This window comes from Streptomyces sp. NPDC005303, from assembly GCF_040607335.1.
In the GTDB taxonomy this organism is placed as follows: domain Bacteria; phylum Actinomycetota; class Actinomycetes; order Streptomycetales; family Streptomycetaceae; genus Streptomyces.
This window is the reverse complement of sequence record NZ_JBEXGM010000004.1, coordinates 231,304-244,531: the sequence shown is the minus strand read 5'-3', so window position 1 is coordinate 244,531 and position 13,228 is coordinate 231,304. Positions and strand designations below refer to the sequence as shown.

Sequence of the window (13,228 nt, the reverse complement as noted above, 5' to 3'; positions counted from 1 at the left end):
GCCGCCCATGAGCTACGACCCACCACGCCCGGCCGGTCGACTGCTGCTCACCCCGGAGGACAAGGAGGCCCCGGACCGGACCCGTCGGCTGCGCCTGCTCGGCCTCGGGGAGCATCCGGAGCCCGCGCTCGACGCCTTCGCCGAGCGGCTCGCCGAGCGCACGGGGGCGCCGTACGCGATGGTCAACTTCCTCGGCGAGCACCGGCAGTTCTTCGCCGGTCTCAGGATCCCCGCGGCTCGGCCCTCCGAGGACGGCGAGGAGGCCAAGCCGCAAGTGGGGCGTTATATGGCGCGCGACCATGGGTTCTGCCCCCATGTGGTCGCCCGCCGCAAGGCACTGGTCCTGGAGGACGTCCGTGACTACCCGCGGTTTGCGGGCAACCCGGTCGTCGACGAGTTCGGCATCCGTTCCTATCTGGGCGCGCCGCTCATCGACTCCGCGGGGATGGTGCTGGGCACGGTGTGCGCGGCGGATGTGCAGCCCCGGACCTGGGGGAGGTCCGGCCTGGAGACCATCAAGTCCTCGGCGGCGGAACTGGTCGCACGCCTGCAGCGACGGGAGGCCGACGGGCTCCCGGTGCTGTGACGGGTGAGTGGGCCCCCTCTTTGCTCGCTCATCGAGGGGCGCGACTACTCGGCGCTGGGCGTGGCCGAGATGACGCCACCGTGTCCTCCGCGCGCGAGGCGGCTCGGGCGGTGGTGGCCCAGTTGGAGGGTCAGGTGATGTTCGCCAAGCTCTACAACAGCCCGCGGCGCCTGAGCCCCCTGCGGGACAACTGCCGGGCACTCCCCGACGCGGCCGCCTCCTAGGGTCCGCGCGCGCCGGACGTCGCCGGCTCTAGTAACCGCGCCAGACGTTGTCGAACGCCGCGTCCTCGATGACCTTCCGCTGGCGTACGGCCTCCAGTTCCATCACCGCGTCCCCGACCGCGGCCAGCACGGTGGCCGTCTCGTCGGCGAGTTCACCTGCAGGTTCGTCACCGATCCCGGCGGCGGACGCCAGGGCGGCGAGGACGGGTTCGCCCGCCGCCCGGCGCTCCTCGGCCTGCCGCCGCGCCGCCGAGTCCACCAGCTCCGTCCGCCCGGTCCGCAGCGGGATCCGGCGGCCTCGCGAGCGGGTCGTCAGCCCGGTCCGCTCCAGCTCCTCGACGTAGGCCGAGGACAGCCCGCGGCCTCGCCGCCACAGCCAGTCCTCGACCGACTCGTACGGCTCCTGCCGTACGAGCGAACCGGCGGCCTCGTCCAACAGCCGGTCTCCCGTGGGGGATTGGGCGCTGGGCAGGATGCGGTCGCCGTCCAGGACGAGTGCCTGGGCGTCGAGGAGGTCGAACAGCTCGGCTCCCGCGAGCGCGAGCGAGAGATCGCCCTGCTCGACCGGCTTGTCGGCGGTCACGTCGAGGGCGACGATCGCGAGGTCCCGTGCGGTGGTCATCAGTGGCTCCACGTGAGTCGGCCGGGTTCTGCGGTGAGTGCTCAGGGGCCGGCCACGGCGGGCCGGACGTCCCCGGTCGATTCTCGCTGCTGCCCGGGGACCGTGCGTCCCGAAACGACCATGTCGTACGGGAAGCCGATCCGCAGCACGCCGGCGGCCCCGGCCGCCACCAGGACCACGAGGGCCGTCGGCAGCAGCGCCCGGTGGTACCCGTGGTACCGCAAGGGAGCGACGACCAACGGGCCCAGGATCCGTCCGGCCGAGTACCCGGCGGTCAGCAGGGCGACCGCGCGGGGGAACCTCAGGTGCGCTCCGAGGGCCAGGGCGAGGGTGCTGACGCCGATGAACGTGGCGCCGAACAGCATCGCCGAGCCGAGCGCCGCGGCCGTACCCCGACCAGGGCGGGCAGCGCGATGCCGGCCGTTTGGACCCCGAGCGCCCTGCCGGCAGTCCGGGGAGGGACCAGCGGCGGCCCAGCCGGGCCCACAGCGCGGCGGACGGTACGGCGGCCAGGCCCACGAGCATCCGGGCGCCGCGGCCGACCCGGCCCGCCGAGCCCTGTCCGACGGCGGCGACCAGGAAGGTCCCGGCGACGATGTGGCCGACGCCCTCCAGCGTGTAGCTGACGAACAGCGCACCGAACCAGCGGTGTGTGCGGGGCCTCGCGCTGCCCCCACCCGTGGTGGGCGGCCGGCCCCTCGTCCTGCCGTGTGTTGCACGAGGCGGCGGCGGGCAGCGCGGTGAGCCCGGCGGCGGCCCACCAGGCGGCGCGCCAGTCGGCGACGGGCCGCACGACCAGGACCAGCAGGCCCGACAGCGCGATGCCGCAGCCCACTCCGCCGAGGCCCCAGCCGGACTTCGAGGAGCGCTACGCCTGACGCCGTTGCACCAGCGTCCTGCCGCCGCAGAAGGGCGCCCGCGCCCTTCACGTCTCGTTCACGTCTCGCCTCGGCCGGTCGGCGGGTACCGCGGCTGACACAGGCACTCCGCGGGCGCTCACCCCGGTGAGCGACGCCGCAGGCTTGTCGTCGGTCGGCCCGGGTCCCGAGGCTCGTGCGAGGGCGTGAAGCGGAGCTGTGGCACCGCTTAAGAAATCCTCGATGGACCAGGACGGTGTCGTACGGCAGATTGCTGGGCGTTTCCACCCCTCGTACCCACCCCTCGTACCCACCCTCGCACCCACAGGAGCCGTACCTTGAAGGCGCTGGTCAAGGAGAAGGCCGAGCCCGGGCTGTGGCTCGCGGACGTCCCGGAGCCGGCCGTCGGCCCCGGCGACGTACTGATCAAGGTGCTGCGCACCGGCATCTGCGGCACCGATCTGCACATCCGGTCCTGGGACGGGTGGGCCCAGCAGGCGATCCGGACCCCGCTCGTGCTCGGACACGAGTTCGTCGGCGAGGTCGTGGAGACCGGGCGCGACGTCCCGGACATCCGGATCGGGGACCGGGTGAGCGGCGAGGGGCACCTCGTGTGCGGCAAGTGCCGCAACTGCCTCGCCGGGCGGCGGCACCTGTGCCGGGCCACGGTCGGACTCGGTGTCGGCCGGGACGGGGCCTTCGCGGAGTACGTCGCGCTGCCCGCCGCCAACGTCTGGGTGCACCGCGTCCCCGTGGAACTCGACGTGGCCGCGATCTTCGACCCGTTCGGCAACGCCGTGCACACCGCGCTGTCCTTCCCGCTGGTCGGCGAGGACGTGCTGATCACCGGAGCCGGGCCGATCGGTCTGATGGCGGCGGCGGTCGCCCGGCACGCTGGTGCCCGCAACGTCGTCGTCACCGACGTCAGCGAGGAGCGCCTGGAACTGGCCCGCAAGATCGGCGTGAGCCTCGCACTGAACGTGTCGGACGCTCGGATCGCCGACGGGCAGAGGGAGTTGGGGCTGCGCGAGGGCTTCGACATCGGCCTGGAGATGTCCGGGCGGCCGGAGGCCCTGCGCGACATGATCGCCAACATGACGCACGGCGGCCGGATCGCGATGCTGGGACTGCCGGCCGCGGAGTTCCCGGTGGACTGGGCCCGGATCGTCACCTCCATGATCACCATCAAGGGCATCTACGGCCGCGAGATGTTCGAGACCTGGTACGCGATGTCGGTCCTCCTGGAGGGCGGCCTCGACCTCGCCCCCGTGATCACCGGCCGGTACGGCTATCGCGACTTCGAGGCGGCGTTCGCCGACGCGGCGAGCGGCCGCGGCGGCAAGGTCATCCTCGACTGGACCAGCTGACTCGACTGGACCAGCTGACTGGACTGAACCAACGGACTTCTGGACCAACGGACTTCTGGACCAACGGACTTCTGGACCAACTGACTTAGGGACTGACGATGTTCGACTCCGTGCGCGACGACCTGCGCGCCACCCTCGACGAGATCCGCGCCGCCGGACTGCACAAGCCCGAGCGCGTGATCGACACCCCGCAGTCCGCGACCGTGCGGGTCGCCGCGGGCGGCCGCCCCGGCGAGGTCCTCAACTTCTGCGCCAACAACTACCTCGGCCTCGCCGACCACCCCGAGGTGATCGCCGCAGCGCACGAGGCCCTGGACCGCTGGGGCTACGGAATGGCCTCGGTCCGCTTCATCTGCGGCACCCAGGAGGTGCACAAGGAGCTGGAGGCGCGGCTGTCCAGCTTCCTCGGCCAGGAGGACACGATCCTGTACTCCTCCTGCTTCGACGCCAACGGCGGTGTCTTCGAGACCCTGCTGGGCCCTGAGGACGCGGTGATCTCCGACGCCCTGAACCACGCGTCGATCATCGACGGCATCCGGCTGTCGAAGGCCCGCCGCTTCCGCTATGCCAACCGTGATCTCGCCGACCTGGAACGGCAGTTGAAGGAGGCCGCGGGAGCCCGCCGCAGGCTGGTCGTCACCGACGGCGTCTTCTCGATGGACGGCTACGTCGCGCCGCTGAAGGAGATCTGCGACCTCGCCGACCGCCACGACGCCATGGTCATGGTCGACGACTCCCACGCGGTCGGCTTCGTCGGCCCCGGCGGCCGCGGCACCCCCGAGCTGCACGGCGTCATGGACCGCGTCGACATCATCACGGGCACCCTCGGCAAGGCGCTCGGCGGCGCCTCCGGCGGCTACGTGGCCGCCCGCGCAGAGATCGTCGCGCTCCTGCGCCAGCGCTCACGGCCGTATCTCTTCTCCAACACGCTCGCCCCGGTGATCGCCGCGGCCTCCCTGAAGGTCCTGGACCTGCTGGAGTCGGCGGACGACCTGCGGGTGCGGCTGCGGGAGAACACCGCGCTGTTCCGGCGCCGTATGACCGAGGAGGGCTTCGACGTCCTGCCCGGCGACCATGCCATCGCGCCGGTGATGATCGGGGACGCGGCGCAGGCGGGACGCCTTGCTGAGCTGCTCCTGGAACGGGGCGTGTACGTGATCGGCTTCTCGTACCCGGTCGTACCGCAGGGGCAGGCACGCATCCGGGTGCAGCTGTCGGCCGCGCACTCCACGGACGACGTGAACCGTGCGGTCGACGCCTTCGTCGCGGCCAGGGCCGAGCTGGGGGCCTAGTCCGGACGTATTGCGATAATCGATCCCATGATCGAAGCACGGCGGCTCCACATCCTGCGTGCGGTGGCCGACCACCGCACGGTCACTGCGGCTGCCGCCGCGCTGTATCTCACGCCCTCGGCGGTCTCGCAGCAGCTCACGGCCCTGGAGCAGGAGACCGGCCACCGTCTGGTGGAGCGCGGTGCCAAGGGCGTACGGCTGACCCCTGCGGGCGAGATCCTGCTCAGCCACACCAACGCGGTCCTCGCCCAGCTGGAGCGGGCCGAGGCCGAGCTGGCCGCCTACGGCTCGGGCGCGGCCGGGACGGTCACCGTCGCCTCCTTCGCGACCGGGATCGCCCTGGTCGTGGCGCCCGCGGTGGCCCGCCTCGCCTCGACGGCCCCCGGCATCCACCTCCGGGTCCAGGACGCCGAGGGCGACGCCAGCCTGCCGATGGTCCTTGACCGGCAGGTCGACGTGGCGGTCGCGGTGGAGTACCGCGGGGCCCCGCCCGCCGACGACCCCCGTCTCGCGCATGTGCCGCTGTACGCCGAGCCCTTCGACGCGGTCGTGCCGGTGAGCCACCGGCTGGCCGAGGCGGGCGAGGTGCCGCTGGCCGAGCTCGCCAAGGACCCGTGGATCGGCCCCTACCCGGGCAACCCCTGCCATGACGTGGTGGTCCTCGCCTGCGAGCACGCCGGTTTCCAGCCACGCCTGGAGCACTCCTCGGACGACTTCCGCGCGGTGGTCGCACTCGCGTCGGCGGACGCGGGGGTGGCGCTGGTGCCGCGTTCGGCACTGATCGGTATGGACCTCGCCGGAGTCGTCGTACGGCCGGTCGACGGGGTGGCCCCGACCCGCCGGGTCTTCGCGGCCGTACGGCGGGGAGCCGAGGAGCACCCCCTCATCCGTCCTGTGCTGGACGCGCTCGGAGCCGTTGCCGCGGAGTAGCGGGCCGGCCCACGCCGACGGGTTTCTCGTATGTGGGATAGCATCCCGAATGTGAAACGCGATGAACCCGGACCCGACCCCGTCGACACCCGCCTCGGCGTCCGACTCGCCGAGCTGCGGGCCGAACAGGGCTGGTCCCTGGGTGAGTTGGCCGAGCGCAGCGGAGTCAGCAGGTCCACCCTCTCCCGCGCCGAGCGGGCGGAGATCAGCCCCACCGCCTCGCTGCTGAACCGGCTGTGCGGGGTGTACGGACGGACCATGTCCCAACTGCTCAGCGAGGTCGAGGCCGCGCCCGCTCTGCTGGTCAGGGGCGCCGACCAGCCCGTGTGGGAGGACCGGGCCTCCGGGTTCGTACGGCGGTCCGTGTCGCCGCCGCACTCCGGACTGCGCGGCGAACTCGTCGAGGGACGGCTCGCCGCCGGTGCCGACATCGCCTACGACCGGCCGCCCGTGCCCGGCCTGGAGCAGCACATCTGGGTTCTGGAGGGCGCGCTCGACGTGACCGCCCAGGACGTCGAGCACCACCTCGGCACCGGGGACTGTCTGCGGCTGCGGGTGTGGGGACCGACGCGGTTCCGGTGCGCGGGCCCCGACGCGGCGCGGTACGTGCTGGCGGTGGTCCTGCCGTGATCGTCACCCGCCTGAACGAGGTGCAACTGAACCACTGTGCAGACCAGTTGGCCGACCTGCTGGTCGACACCGTGGCCGGCGGCGCCTCCATCGGCTTCCTCTCGCCGATGGACCGCGCGGCGGCCGTCGCCTGGTGGAAGGAGCGAGCGAGCGCGGCGGCCGCGGGGCACCTCGCGGTGTGGGCGGCGTACGACGGGCACCGCGCGGTCGGTACCGTCAGTCTGGCCTTCCCCGACAAGCCCAACTCCCGCCACCGCGCGGAGCTGGTCAAACTGATGGTGCACCGGGACGCGCGCGGCAACGGCCTCGGGCGGCGGCTTCTGGGCACCGCGGAGGACGCCGCCCGTTCGGCCGGAATCACTCTGCTCCACCTGGACACCGAGACCGACAGCCCCGCCGAGCGCCTCTACGGAGCGGCCGGCTGGACCCGGGCCGGCGTCATCCCCGACTACGCGGCAGATCCCGGCGGGGTGCTGCGGCCGACGACCCTCTACTACAAGCGACTCGTGGCGCCCGCTCCGACCAGGTGATTGTCAGAGGCAGCCGCTACGGTGCCTGTCATGCCGGACGCCGAAGACGTACGCCGTATCGCCCTGTCCCTGCCGGACACGACGGAGAAGATCGCCTGGAGCATGCCCACGTTCCGGGTCGCGGACAAGATGTTCGCCACGCTGCCCGAGGACGAGACCTCCATCGCCGTGCGCTGCCCCAAGGAGGAGCGCGACGAGCTGGTGCTGGCCGAGCCCGGGAAGTTCTGGATCGCCGGCCACGAGGCGCAGTTCGCCTGGGTGCGCGCACGTCTCTCCGCGATCGAGGACGAGGGCGAGCTGCGGGACATCCTCGCCGACTCCTGGCGACAGGCCGCCCCGCCCCGGCTGCTCGACGCGTATCCGGAGCTGGGCCTGTCCAGGGGGTGAGGAAGGCGCCGACCCGCTCCCGCAGCGACCGAGCGTCCAGCCCGTGCGCGCACCCGCAGCACGCGGTCGTAGAGCACCCAGAGCACGTCCAGCGTCGACGTGGCCGCCGGTCCGTGCTTCTCGTCGCCCGTCATCAGCCCCATGAGCCGGGGCGGGTCCTCGTAGCCGTACGTCCGTCCACGTTGCTCGGTGATCGTCACGCGGACGATCGTGCAACCTCGACCAAACTTGAGGTCAAGCGGAGAAAGGAGTGCGCGACCACCGACCCGAGTGCGGTATGGTTTCTCTGCGCGTTCGGCCAGGGGAAACCCCAGGTCAGACGGGCACCGGGACGTGGCGCAGCTTGGTAGCGCACTTGACTGGGGGTCAAGGGGTCGCAGGTTCAAATCCTGTCGTCCCGACGGTGCGAAGGGTCTTCGCAGGCGAAAGCCTGTGGGGGCCCTTTTCGTGTGACCCGCGAGTGACGGCGACCCGGCCGGCGCCGCCGGTCTCCGCTGCGTGGGGCAGGCCGGTGGAACACCCCCGGCCGGGCGGACGGGCCGCTCAGCTCCAGGGTGGTGCGGTTCGCCGAGACGTCCACGACCGAACCGGGGGCGCCCTGGAGTGCTTCACGCAGCTCCGTCGTCACGGAGGGCTGGTGCGCAGGGCCACCGGTCCAGCCATGCCCGCAGGACGTGCGCGGCTGATCACTGTGTACCCCCGTCGCGGCACCTTCGCCACGGAGGTCGACATCACCGACCTCGCCCACATCTCCGAGGTCCGCCAGGAACTGGAACCCCTGGCGGCGGCGCAGGCCGCGCGGCGCGCCACGGCCACCGACCGCGCGAACCTGACGGCCCTACGGCGGGAACTGGGCCGTGCCGGTGCCACCGCCGCACGGGACCAGGCGGTCACCGCCGCGCGGAACGCGGGTCTCAGGGGCCGATTCCGTCGCCGTCGAGGTCGGTGCACTGCCGCAGCACCCGTAGTTCGTCGCCCTCGATCCGCATCTCGTACAGCTTCCCGCGCGCGTTCTCGAAGGGACGGTGGAGGATCATCATCAGTCGGCCTTCGAAGGTCCGGAACAGCATGCCGTGCCCGCTGTCGTCCCGGACCAGCGGTCGGCGCTGCTGCCAAGGACCGGTCAGCTCACCGGACTTGGAGACGGCGTAGGTCTGCACGTAGCCGCCGCTCACGGTGCCGTCCGCTCCGGCCCTGTTCTTCTCGTACGTCGACCACAGCATGAGGAGCGCGCCGTCGGGGGTGCGGTGGAGCTGCGGGCCGTCGGTGACGTAGGGCGCGAGCTGGTGCGGTACGCCGGCGGGGATCTGCTCACCCAGCCAGAACGCGTCCGAAGCCTTGAACAGGAACACCGGTTCGCCGACGGTCCCGGTCAGATCGGGAGCCAGCCGCACGGCTTCCATCGTCCCGTCGACGGTCTGCAGCCACTCGTGCGCGTACACCATCCAGGGCTGCCCGGCCGGATCGACGTAGAGCGTGCCGTCGAGGGTCATGAGATGCGCGGGCGGGGTCGGCCCGGACGGGTCGACGACGGTGAAGGGGCCCAGCAGGGAGTCGGACACGGCGGTGATCGTGCCGCGCGCATGGTTCGGCAGCTGGAAGGGCGTACCCCAGCGCCCGGAGGGCGGCACCGGCAGCACCCGGCCCTCGTCGTGCAGGGTGGTGAAGAGGTAGTACCTGCCGCCCCACGCGTGCACCTCCGGCGCCCACCCGCCGTCCCGCGCCCAGATCCCCTCCTGCTCGTCCGTCCGGAACACCACGACGGGCCGCGTCCAGTCCCGCAGATCCCGGCTGCGGTAGACCATCGTCCCGACGCCCTCGACACCCGACACGGACGGTTCGTTGGACGTGTAGAGGCAGTACGTCCGTGTCTCCTCGTCGGCGACGACGAACGGGTCGTGCAAGGGCATGTCGGGCAGCCGCAGGGGCTCGCTGTCGGTCACGGCTGAACGATACGTGGGCGGCGTGATCAGCCGGCCGAGGACGTCGTGTGCCGACGCCGGCAGGACCGGCAGGACCAACAGAACCGGCAGGACCGGATGACCGCGCCGACGGCCGTGGACCGGGGCTCGCGATCGCGGTTCTCGGCCGGGGGCGCCGTACAGCCCGCGCCGGTGCTGACGCGAGTGCGGGCGCGGTCCGTGCCGGCGGCCGCTACAAGCGGACCGTCAACTCCACCCTCACGGCGTCCCCCGCCGACAGCCCCGCCGGCCGGCGCACCGCCTGCTTGAGCGGCAGCAGATAGCCGCCGTCCTTCGGGAACAGCGATGTCGTGAAGGTGACCTCGCCTATCCGGGCCTCGACCGGGACCACGCCCCAGCCGTACGTGGCCATCCGGGCCACCTCACCGATGTCGGCGGACTCCTGGCCGGGCACGGGCACGAAGTAGTAGGGGGCCGGGCCCCGCCATTCGACCACTCGGCCGGTGAAGGTGAGCTGCATGAGACCCCCGTTGTCCCGATGGTGTCAGGACAGTCTGTACCGCGCCGCGATGTCCGTGAGATATCCGCGCAGCAGGATCTTCGCCTCCTCCAGCAGCGCCGTGTCTCCCTTCGTGTCCCGGCGGAAGGCCTCCTGGGCGAGGGCGTCGGCGGCGAGGATCGCGGTGTGGCAGACGCGGGCGAGTGTCTCGTCGTCCTCGGCTAGTCGCAGCGCGAGCAGGATGCGGCGGATCCCGTCGGCCATCCGGTGCTTGTGCTCGCGGTCCGCGGCCCGGGTCCGCTCGGTCAGTCCGCTGCCGAACCACAGGGCGCGGAAGCCGTGTTCGGTGCGGTAGATCTCGGCGTACGCGTCGATGAGGACACCGACCGGGTCCTCCCAGTGCTCGGCGGCCGCGGCCTCGACGAGGGCGTCCATCGCCGCTTCCAGTTTCGCGAAGTAGCCGGCCGCGAGCGCTTCGATGATCGCCCCCCGGTCGGGCAGGTACTGGTACAGCGAACCGACCGACACCCGCGCCTCGGACGCGATCCGGGTCGTGGTGAGCGACTCGACGCCCTCCTCGACCAGGATGCGCTCCGCGGCTTCGAGCACCCTGGCCAACCGGGCCCGGCTGCGGGCCTGTTGGGGAGTGCGGCGCAGGGAGGCGATCCATGCGGCCGGGTCGGCGTCCGGGGCGGGCTCAGCCACGGGACGACCTCCGCTCACCCACGCGACGACCTCACGTGACAACCTCCGAACGTGAACGTGACTTTGTTTCAGGTTTAGGTTAGCGTCGCGCGCATGACCGACTCAAGCCCGGTGCTGAGCGAGGAGCGGGTCGCCGTGGCGGACGCCTGTCGCCGTCTGGGAGCCGAGGGACTGCTCATCGGTACGGCGGGCAACGTCAGCGTACGCGTCGAGGACCGCGTGGCGATCACCGCGACCGGTGCCGTCCTGGCCGAGCTCACCCCGGACCAGGTCACCGTCGTCGACCTCGACGGAGAGATCGTGACCGGCAGCCTGCTGCCGACCTCGGAACTGGACCTCCACCTCGGCGTCTACCGCCGCTACGGCACCGGCGCCGTCGTGCACACCCACGCCCCGATGGCCACCGCACTCTCCCTCGTCCTCGACGAACTGCCCTGCGTCCACTACCAGTTGCTGGCCCTCGGCGGCACCGTCCGGGTCGCGCCGTACGCCACCTTCGGCACCCCGGAACTCGCCGAGTCGGTCCTCACCGCGCTGGAGGGCCGGGGCGCCGCCCTGATGGCCAATCACGGGGCCGTCACCCACGCCCCGACCCTTGAGAAGGCGGTCGAGCACGCGCTGCTCCTGGAGTGGGCCTGCGGTGTCTACCAGCGTGCGGCCGCGCTCGGTACACCGCGCTTCCTCGACGAACAGCAGCAGATCGCGGTGATCGAGGCCGCCCTCGCCCGCAACTACGGCACCACGCAATCCGCACAGGAGGGGAACAGATGAACGTCGTCACCATGGGCGTGCACGTGCTGGACGTCCTGGTCCGGCCGGTCGAGGAGATACCCGAGGGCCAGGGCGCGACCCTGGTCGAGGACATCCGTATGACCGCCGCCGGCACGGCCGCAGGCACCGCCCTCACCCTGGCCAAGCTGGGCGCCTCGGTACGCACCGCCGGGGCGATCGGCACCGACCCGACGGGCGACCTGCTCACACAGCTCCTCGGCAAGGCGGGGATCGACACCGGGCTGCTGGTCCGCCGTATCGACACCTCCACCTCCGCGACGGTCCTGCCCATCCGCCCCAACGGCGACCGCCCCACCCTCCACCTGCTCGGCGCCAACATCACCTACGGCCTGGACGACGTGCCCTGGGACGCGGTCGCCGAGGCGAGCCACCTGCACCTCGGCGGCCCCGAGCTGATAGGCGCCGAGGTCGCCGCCCGCATCCTGGCGTACGCCAAGGAGCACGGCGTGGTCACCTCGGTGGACCTCCTCGCCCCGGGCGAACTCGGCACCTTCGACCAGATCGAACCGCTGCTCCCGTACGTCGACTTCCTGCTCCCCAACGAGGACCAGGTCCTCGGCTTCAGCGAGGAACAGGACGTGGTGACCGGCGCGAAGAAGTTCCTGGCCGGTGGAGTGGGCCTGGTCGCGGTCACCCGCGGCGGCGACGGCGCCCTCCTGGTCACCGCCGACGGCACGGAGACGGTCCCCGCCTTCCAGGTCGAGGTCGTCGACAGCACCGGCTGCGGCGACGCCTTCTCGGCGGGCTTCCTGCGTGGGATGAGCCTGGGCCGTACGCCACGCGAGGCGGCGATCCTGGGCAGTGCCGCGGCGGCACTGGTGGCCCAGGGCCTGGGCAGCGACCACGGAGACTTCGACCTGGCGGAGGCCGACGAGTTCTCCATGACGAGCGAGACCCGCGCCTAGGCCGCACATCTACCCCACGGTGTGCGGAATGGGCGTGGGGCGTCCGGTGTTGCGGCAGCGACGAGTCCGTACAGCACCACCGCACCCTGGGAGTTCCCATGCCCCGCTCCGAAGCCCGCGTCGCCACCGAACGCCCGCACCGCTACGCCAAGCAGCTCGCCTCGCACCTCGGGCGTCGCAGCCAGACCACGTGGGACGAGGACAGCGGTGAGGGCAGCCTGCTCTTCCAGAACGGAGGCAAGGGCTCCCTCACCGCCACCGAGGGCGCGCTGCTGCTGACGCTGGAGACGGAGTCCGAACATCTCGATCTCCTGGAGGGCGTCGTCGGCAGCCACCTGGTCCGCTTCGGCAGCAAGGACGAACTCGTCGTGGAGTGGACGAGGGACGGCGGCGAGCCCGGCACGACGCAGCGCAAGGAGACCGACTGACCGGGGGCAGGCCTCAGATCGAGCAGCCCACGTGGGCCAGCGCCTGCTTGAGCAGCACTCCGTGACCGCCGGGCATCTCGCTCGCCACCGCCGGTGACAGGGCCTCCTGCGGGCTGAACCACACCAGGTCCAGGGCGTCCTGCCGCGGCCGGCAGTCGCCGGCCACCGGGACGACGTAGGCGAGGGACACCGCGTGCTGGCGCGGGTCGTGGAACGGCGTGACCCCCTGAGTGGGGAAGTACTCCGCCACCGTGAACGGCTGGAGCGAGGACGGGATCCTGGGCAGCGCCACGGGTCCCAGGTCCTTCTCCAGGTGGCGCAACAGGGCGTCCCGGACCCGCTCGTGGTGCAGAACGCGGCCGGAGACCAGAGTCCGGCTGACCGTCCCGTCGGGTCCGATGCGCAGCAGCAGGCCGACGCTGGTGACTTCGCCGCTGTCGTCGACGCGCACGGGCACGGCCTCGACGTACAGGATGGGCATCCGGGCGCGCGCCTGCTCGAGATCGTCGGCGCTCAGCCAGCCGGGCGTGGTTTCGGTCAAGTCAGACATTG

At 71.9% G+C, this 13,228-nt stretch carries 17 protein-coding genes, 1 tRNA gene and 2 pseudogenes; 13 read left to right on the top strand and 7 right to left on the bottom strand.

What is annotated here, in order from left to right; all coding sequences use genetic code 11:
• Positions 1–7 precede the first annotated feature (7 nt).
• Together ABZT93_RS09315 and ABZT93_RS09310 are read left to right on the top strand one after the other, a co-directional pair.
• A complete protein-coding gene (locus ABZT93_RS09315; protein WP_356101194.1) occupies positions 8–586 on the top strand; it encodes a GAF domain-containing protein in 579 nt (192 codons plus the stop codon).
• A 59-nt stretch (positions 587–645) separates the two neighbouring features.
• Positions 646–810 (top strand): annotated as a pseudogene (locus ABZT93_RS09310) (TetR/AcrR family transcriptional regulator); the annotation flags it as partial.
• Positions 811–838: 28 nt separating this feature from the next.
• On the opposite strand, the gene ABZT93_RS09305 reads toward ABZT93_RS09310, so the two are convergent.
• Together ABZT93_RS09305 and ABZT93_RS09300 are read right to left on the bottom strand one after the other, a co-directional pair.
• Positions 839–1,432, bottom strand: a complete 594-nt coding sequence (locus tag ABZT93_RS09305) for a GPP34 family phosphoprotein (RefSeq protein WP_356101191.1) — start codon at positions 1,430–1,432, stop codon at positions 839–841.
• 41 nt (positions 1,433–1,473) lie between these two features.
• A complete protein-coding gene (locus tag ABZT93_RS09300) occupies positions 1,474–1,797 on the bottom strand; it encodes a hypothetical protein (RefSeq protein ID WP_356101188.1) in 324 nt (107 codons plus the stop codon).
• Between the two features lie 345 nt (positions 1,798–2,142).
• Between ABZT93_RS09300 and ABZT93_RS09295 the strand changes: the two genes are divergently transcribed.
• From ABZT93_RS09295 to ABZT93_RS09260, 8 genes are all read left to right on the top strand, one after another.
• Positions 2,143–2,310 (top strand): hypothetical protein, encoded by a 168-nt coding sequence (locus ABZT93_RS09295; protein WP_356101185.1) that lies wholly within the window; start codon positions 2,143–2,145, stop codon positions 2,308–2,310.
• A gap of 317 nt (positions 2,311–2,627) precedes the next feature.
• Positions 2,628–3,656: an L-threonine 3-dehydrogenase gene (tdh, locus tag ABZT93_RS09290; RefSeq protein ID WP_356101184.1), complete on the top strand. Its 1,029-nt coding sequence runs from the start codon at positions 2,628–2,630 to the stop codon at positions 3,654–3,656.
• 98 nt (positions 3,657–3,754) lie between these two features.
• On the top strand, positions 3,755–4,948 hold the full coding sequence (locus ABZT93_RS09285) for a glycine C-acetyltransferase (RefSeq protein WP_356101183.1): 1,194 nt from the start codon (positions 3,755–3,757) through the stop codon (positions 4,946–4,948).
• Positions 4,949–4,975: 27 nt separating this feature from the next.
• Positions 4,976–5,878, top strand: a complete 903-nt coding sequence (locus tag ABZT93_RS09280) for a LysR family transcriptional regulator (RefSeq protein WP_356101181.1) — start codon at positions 4,976–4,978, stop codon at positions 5,876–5,878.
• A gap of 51 nt (positions 5,879–5,929) precedes the next feature.
• Positions 5,930–6,508 carry an XRE family transcriptional regulator gene (locus tag ABZT93_RS09275; RefSeq protein WP_356101180.1) on the top strand — a complete coding sequence of 193 codons (579 nt, stop codon included), beginning with the start codon at positions 5,930–5,932 and terminating at the stop codon, positions 6,506–6,508.
• Entirely contained in the window at positions 6,505–7,038 is a 534-nt protein-coding gene (locus ABZT93_RS09270; RefSeq protein ID WP_356101178.1) for a GNAT family N-acetyltransferase, read from the top strand. Before ABZT93_RS09275 ends, ABZT93_RS09270 begins: the two co-directional genes overlap by 4 nt.
• Positions 7,039–7,068: 30 nt before the next feature.
• Complete coding sequence (locus ABZT93_RS09265; RefSeq protein WP_356101176.1) at positions 7,069–7,425, top strand: MmcQ/YjbR family DNA-binding protein; 357 nt, start codon at positions 7,069–7,071, stop codon at positions 7,423–7,425.
• Positions 7,426–7,752: 327 nt separating this feature from the next.
• Positions 7,753–7,826: transfer RNA gene (locus tag ABZT93_RS09260), tRNA-Pro, on the top strand.
• A gap of 125 nt (positions 7,827–7,951) precedes the next feature.
• On the opposite strand, the pseudogene ABZT93_RS09255 reads toward ABZT93_RS09260, so the two are convergent.
• From ABZT93_RS09255 to ABZT93_RS09240, 4 genes and pseudogenes are all read right to left on the bottom strand, one after another.
• Positions 7,952–8,053 (bottom strand): annotated as a pseudogene (locus ABZT93_RS09255) (sarcosine oxidase subunit gamma); the annotation flags it as partial.
• Positions 8,054–8,339: 286 nt separating this feature from the next.
• Positions 8,340–9,335, bottom strand: a complete 996-nt coding sequence (locus tag ABZT93_RS09250; protein WP_356101475.1) for a glycoside hydrolase family 43 protein — start codon at positions 9,333–9,335, stop codon at positions 8,340–8,342.
• A gap of 244 nt (positions 9,336–9,579) precedes the next feature.
• Positions 9,580–9,867, bottom strand: a complete 288-nt coding sequence (locus ABZT93_RS09245) for a DUF1905 domain-containing protein (RefSeq protein WP_356101174.1) — start codon at positions 9,865–9,867, stop codon at positions 9,580–9,582.
• A 24-nt stretch (positions 9,868–9,891) separates the two neighbouring features.
• Positions 9,892–10,551 carry a TetR/AcrR family transcriptional regulator gene (locus ABZT93_RS09240; RefSeq protein ID WP_356101171.1) on the bottom strand — a complete coding sequence of 220 codons (660 nt, stop codon included), beginning with the start codon at positions 10,549–10,551 and terminating at the stop codon, positions 9,892–9,894.
• 93 nt (positions 10,552–10,644) lie between these two features.
• Here ABZT93_RS09240 and ABZT93_RS09235 point away from each other — a divergent pair, with 93 nt between their 5' ends.
• The 3 genes from ABZT93_RS09235 to ABZT93_RS09225 all read left to right on the top strand — a co-directional run bounded on the left by ABZT93_RS09235 (position 10,645) and on the right by ABZT93_RS09225 (position 12,676).
• The gene (locus ABZT93_RS09235) at positions 10,645–11,322 is read left to right on the top strand and encodes a class II aldolase/adducin family protein (RefSeq protein ID WP_356101168.1); all 678 of its coding nucleotides are present in this window, start codon (positions 10,645–10,647) and stop codon (positions 11,320–11,322) included.
• Complete coding sequence (locus ABZT93_RS09230; protein WP_356101166.1) at positions 11,319–12,248, top strand: carbohydrate kinase family protein; 930 nt, start codon at positions 11,319–11,321, stop codon at positions 12,246–12,248. Before ABZT93_RS09235 ends, ABZT93_RS09230 begins: the two co-directional genes overlap by 4 nt.
• Positions 12,249–12,346: 98 nt before the next feature.
• Entirely contained in the window at positions 12,347–12,676 is a 330-nt protein-coding gene (locus ABZT93_RS09225) for a DUF2218 domain-containing protein (RefSeq protein WP_356101164.1), read from the top strand.
• A 13-nt stretch (positions 12,677–12,689) separates the two neighbouring features.
• Here ABZT93_RS09225 and ABZT93_RS09220 read toward each other — a convergent pair whose 3' ends face one another.
• Positions 12,690–13,226, bottom strand: a complete 537-nt coding sequence (locus tag ABZT93_RS09220; protein ID WP_356101161.1) for an NUDIX hydrolase family protein — start codon at positions 13,224–13,226, stop codon at positions 12,690–12,692.
• Between the last annotated feature and the right edge of the window lie 2 nt (positions 13,227–13,228).

Excerpts from the sequence above, each read along its gene's own strand:
- ABZT93_RS09245 (WP_356101174.1), bottom strand. The coding sequence starts at position 9,867 with ATGCAGCTCACCTTCACCGGCCGAGTGGTCGAATGGCGGGGCCCGGCC.
- ABZT93_RS09235 (WP_356101168.1), top strand. The coding sequence starts at position 10,645 with ATGACCGACTCAAGCCCGGTGCTGAGCGAGGAGCGGGTCGCCGTGGCG.
- ABZT93_RS09265 (WP_356101176.1), top strand. The coding sequence starts at position 7,069 with ATGCCGGACGCCGAAGACGTACGCCGTATCGCCCTGTCCCTGCCGGAC.
- ABZT93_RS09220 (WP_356101161.1), bottom strand. The coding sequence starts at position 13,226 with ATGTCTGACTTGACCGAAACCACGCCCGGCTGGCTGAGCGCCGACGAT.
- ABZT93_RS09305 (WP_356101191.1), bottom strand. The coding sequence starts at position 1,432 with ATGACCACCGCACGGGACCTCGCGATCGTCGCCCTCGACGTGACCGCC.
- ABZT93_RS09315 (WP_356101194.1), top strand. The coding sequence starts at position 8 with ATGAGCTACGACCCACCACGCCCGGCCGGTCGACTGCTGCTCACCCCG.
- ABZT93_RS09225 (WP_356101164.1), top strand. The coding sequence starts at position 12,347 with ATGCCCCGCTCCGAAGCCCGCGTCGCCACCGAACGCCCGCACCGCTAC.
- ABZT93_RS09280 (WP_356101181.1), top strand. The coding sequence starts at position 4,976 with ATGATCGAAGCACGGCGGCTCCACATCCTGCGTGCGGTGGCCGACCAC.
- ABZT93_RS09250 (WP_356101475.1), bottom strand. The coding sequence starts at position 9,335 with ATGCCCTTGCACGACCCGTTCGTCGTCGCCGACGAGGAGACACGGACG.
- ABZT93_RS09285 (WP_356101183.1), top strand. The coding sequence starts at position 3,755 with ATGTTCGACTCCGTGCGCGACGACCTGCGCGCCACCCTCGACGAGATC.
- ABZT93_RS09230 (WP_356101166.1), top strand. The coding sequence starts at position 11,319 with ATGAACGTCGTCACCATGGGCGTGCACGTGCTGGACGTCCTGGTCCGG.
- ABZT93_RS09300 (WP_356101188.1), bottom strand. The coding sequence starts at position 1,797 with ATGCTGTTCGGCGCCACGTTCATCGGCGTCAGCACCCTCGCCCTGGCC.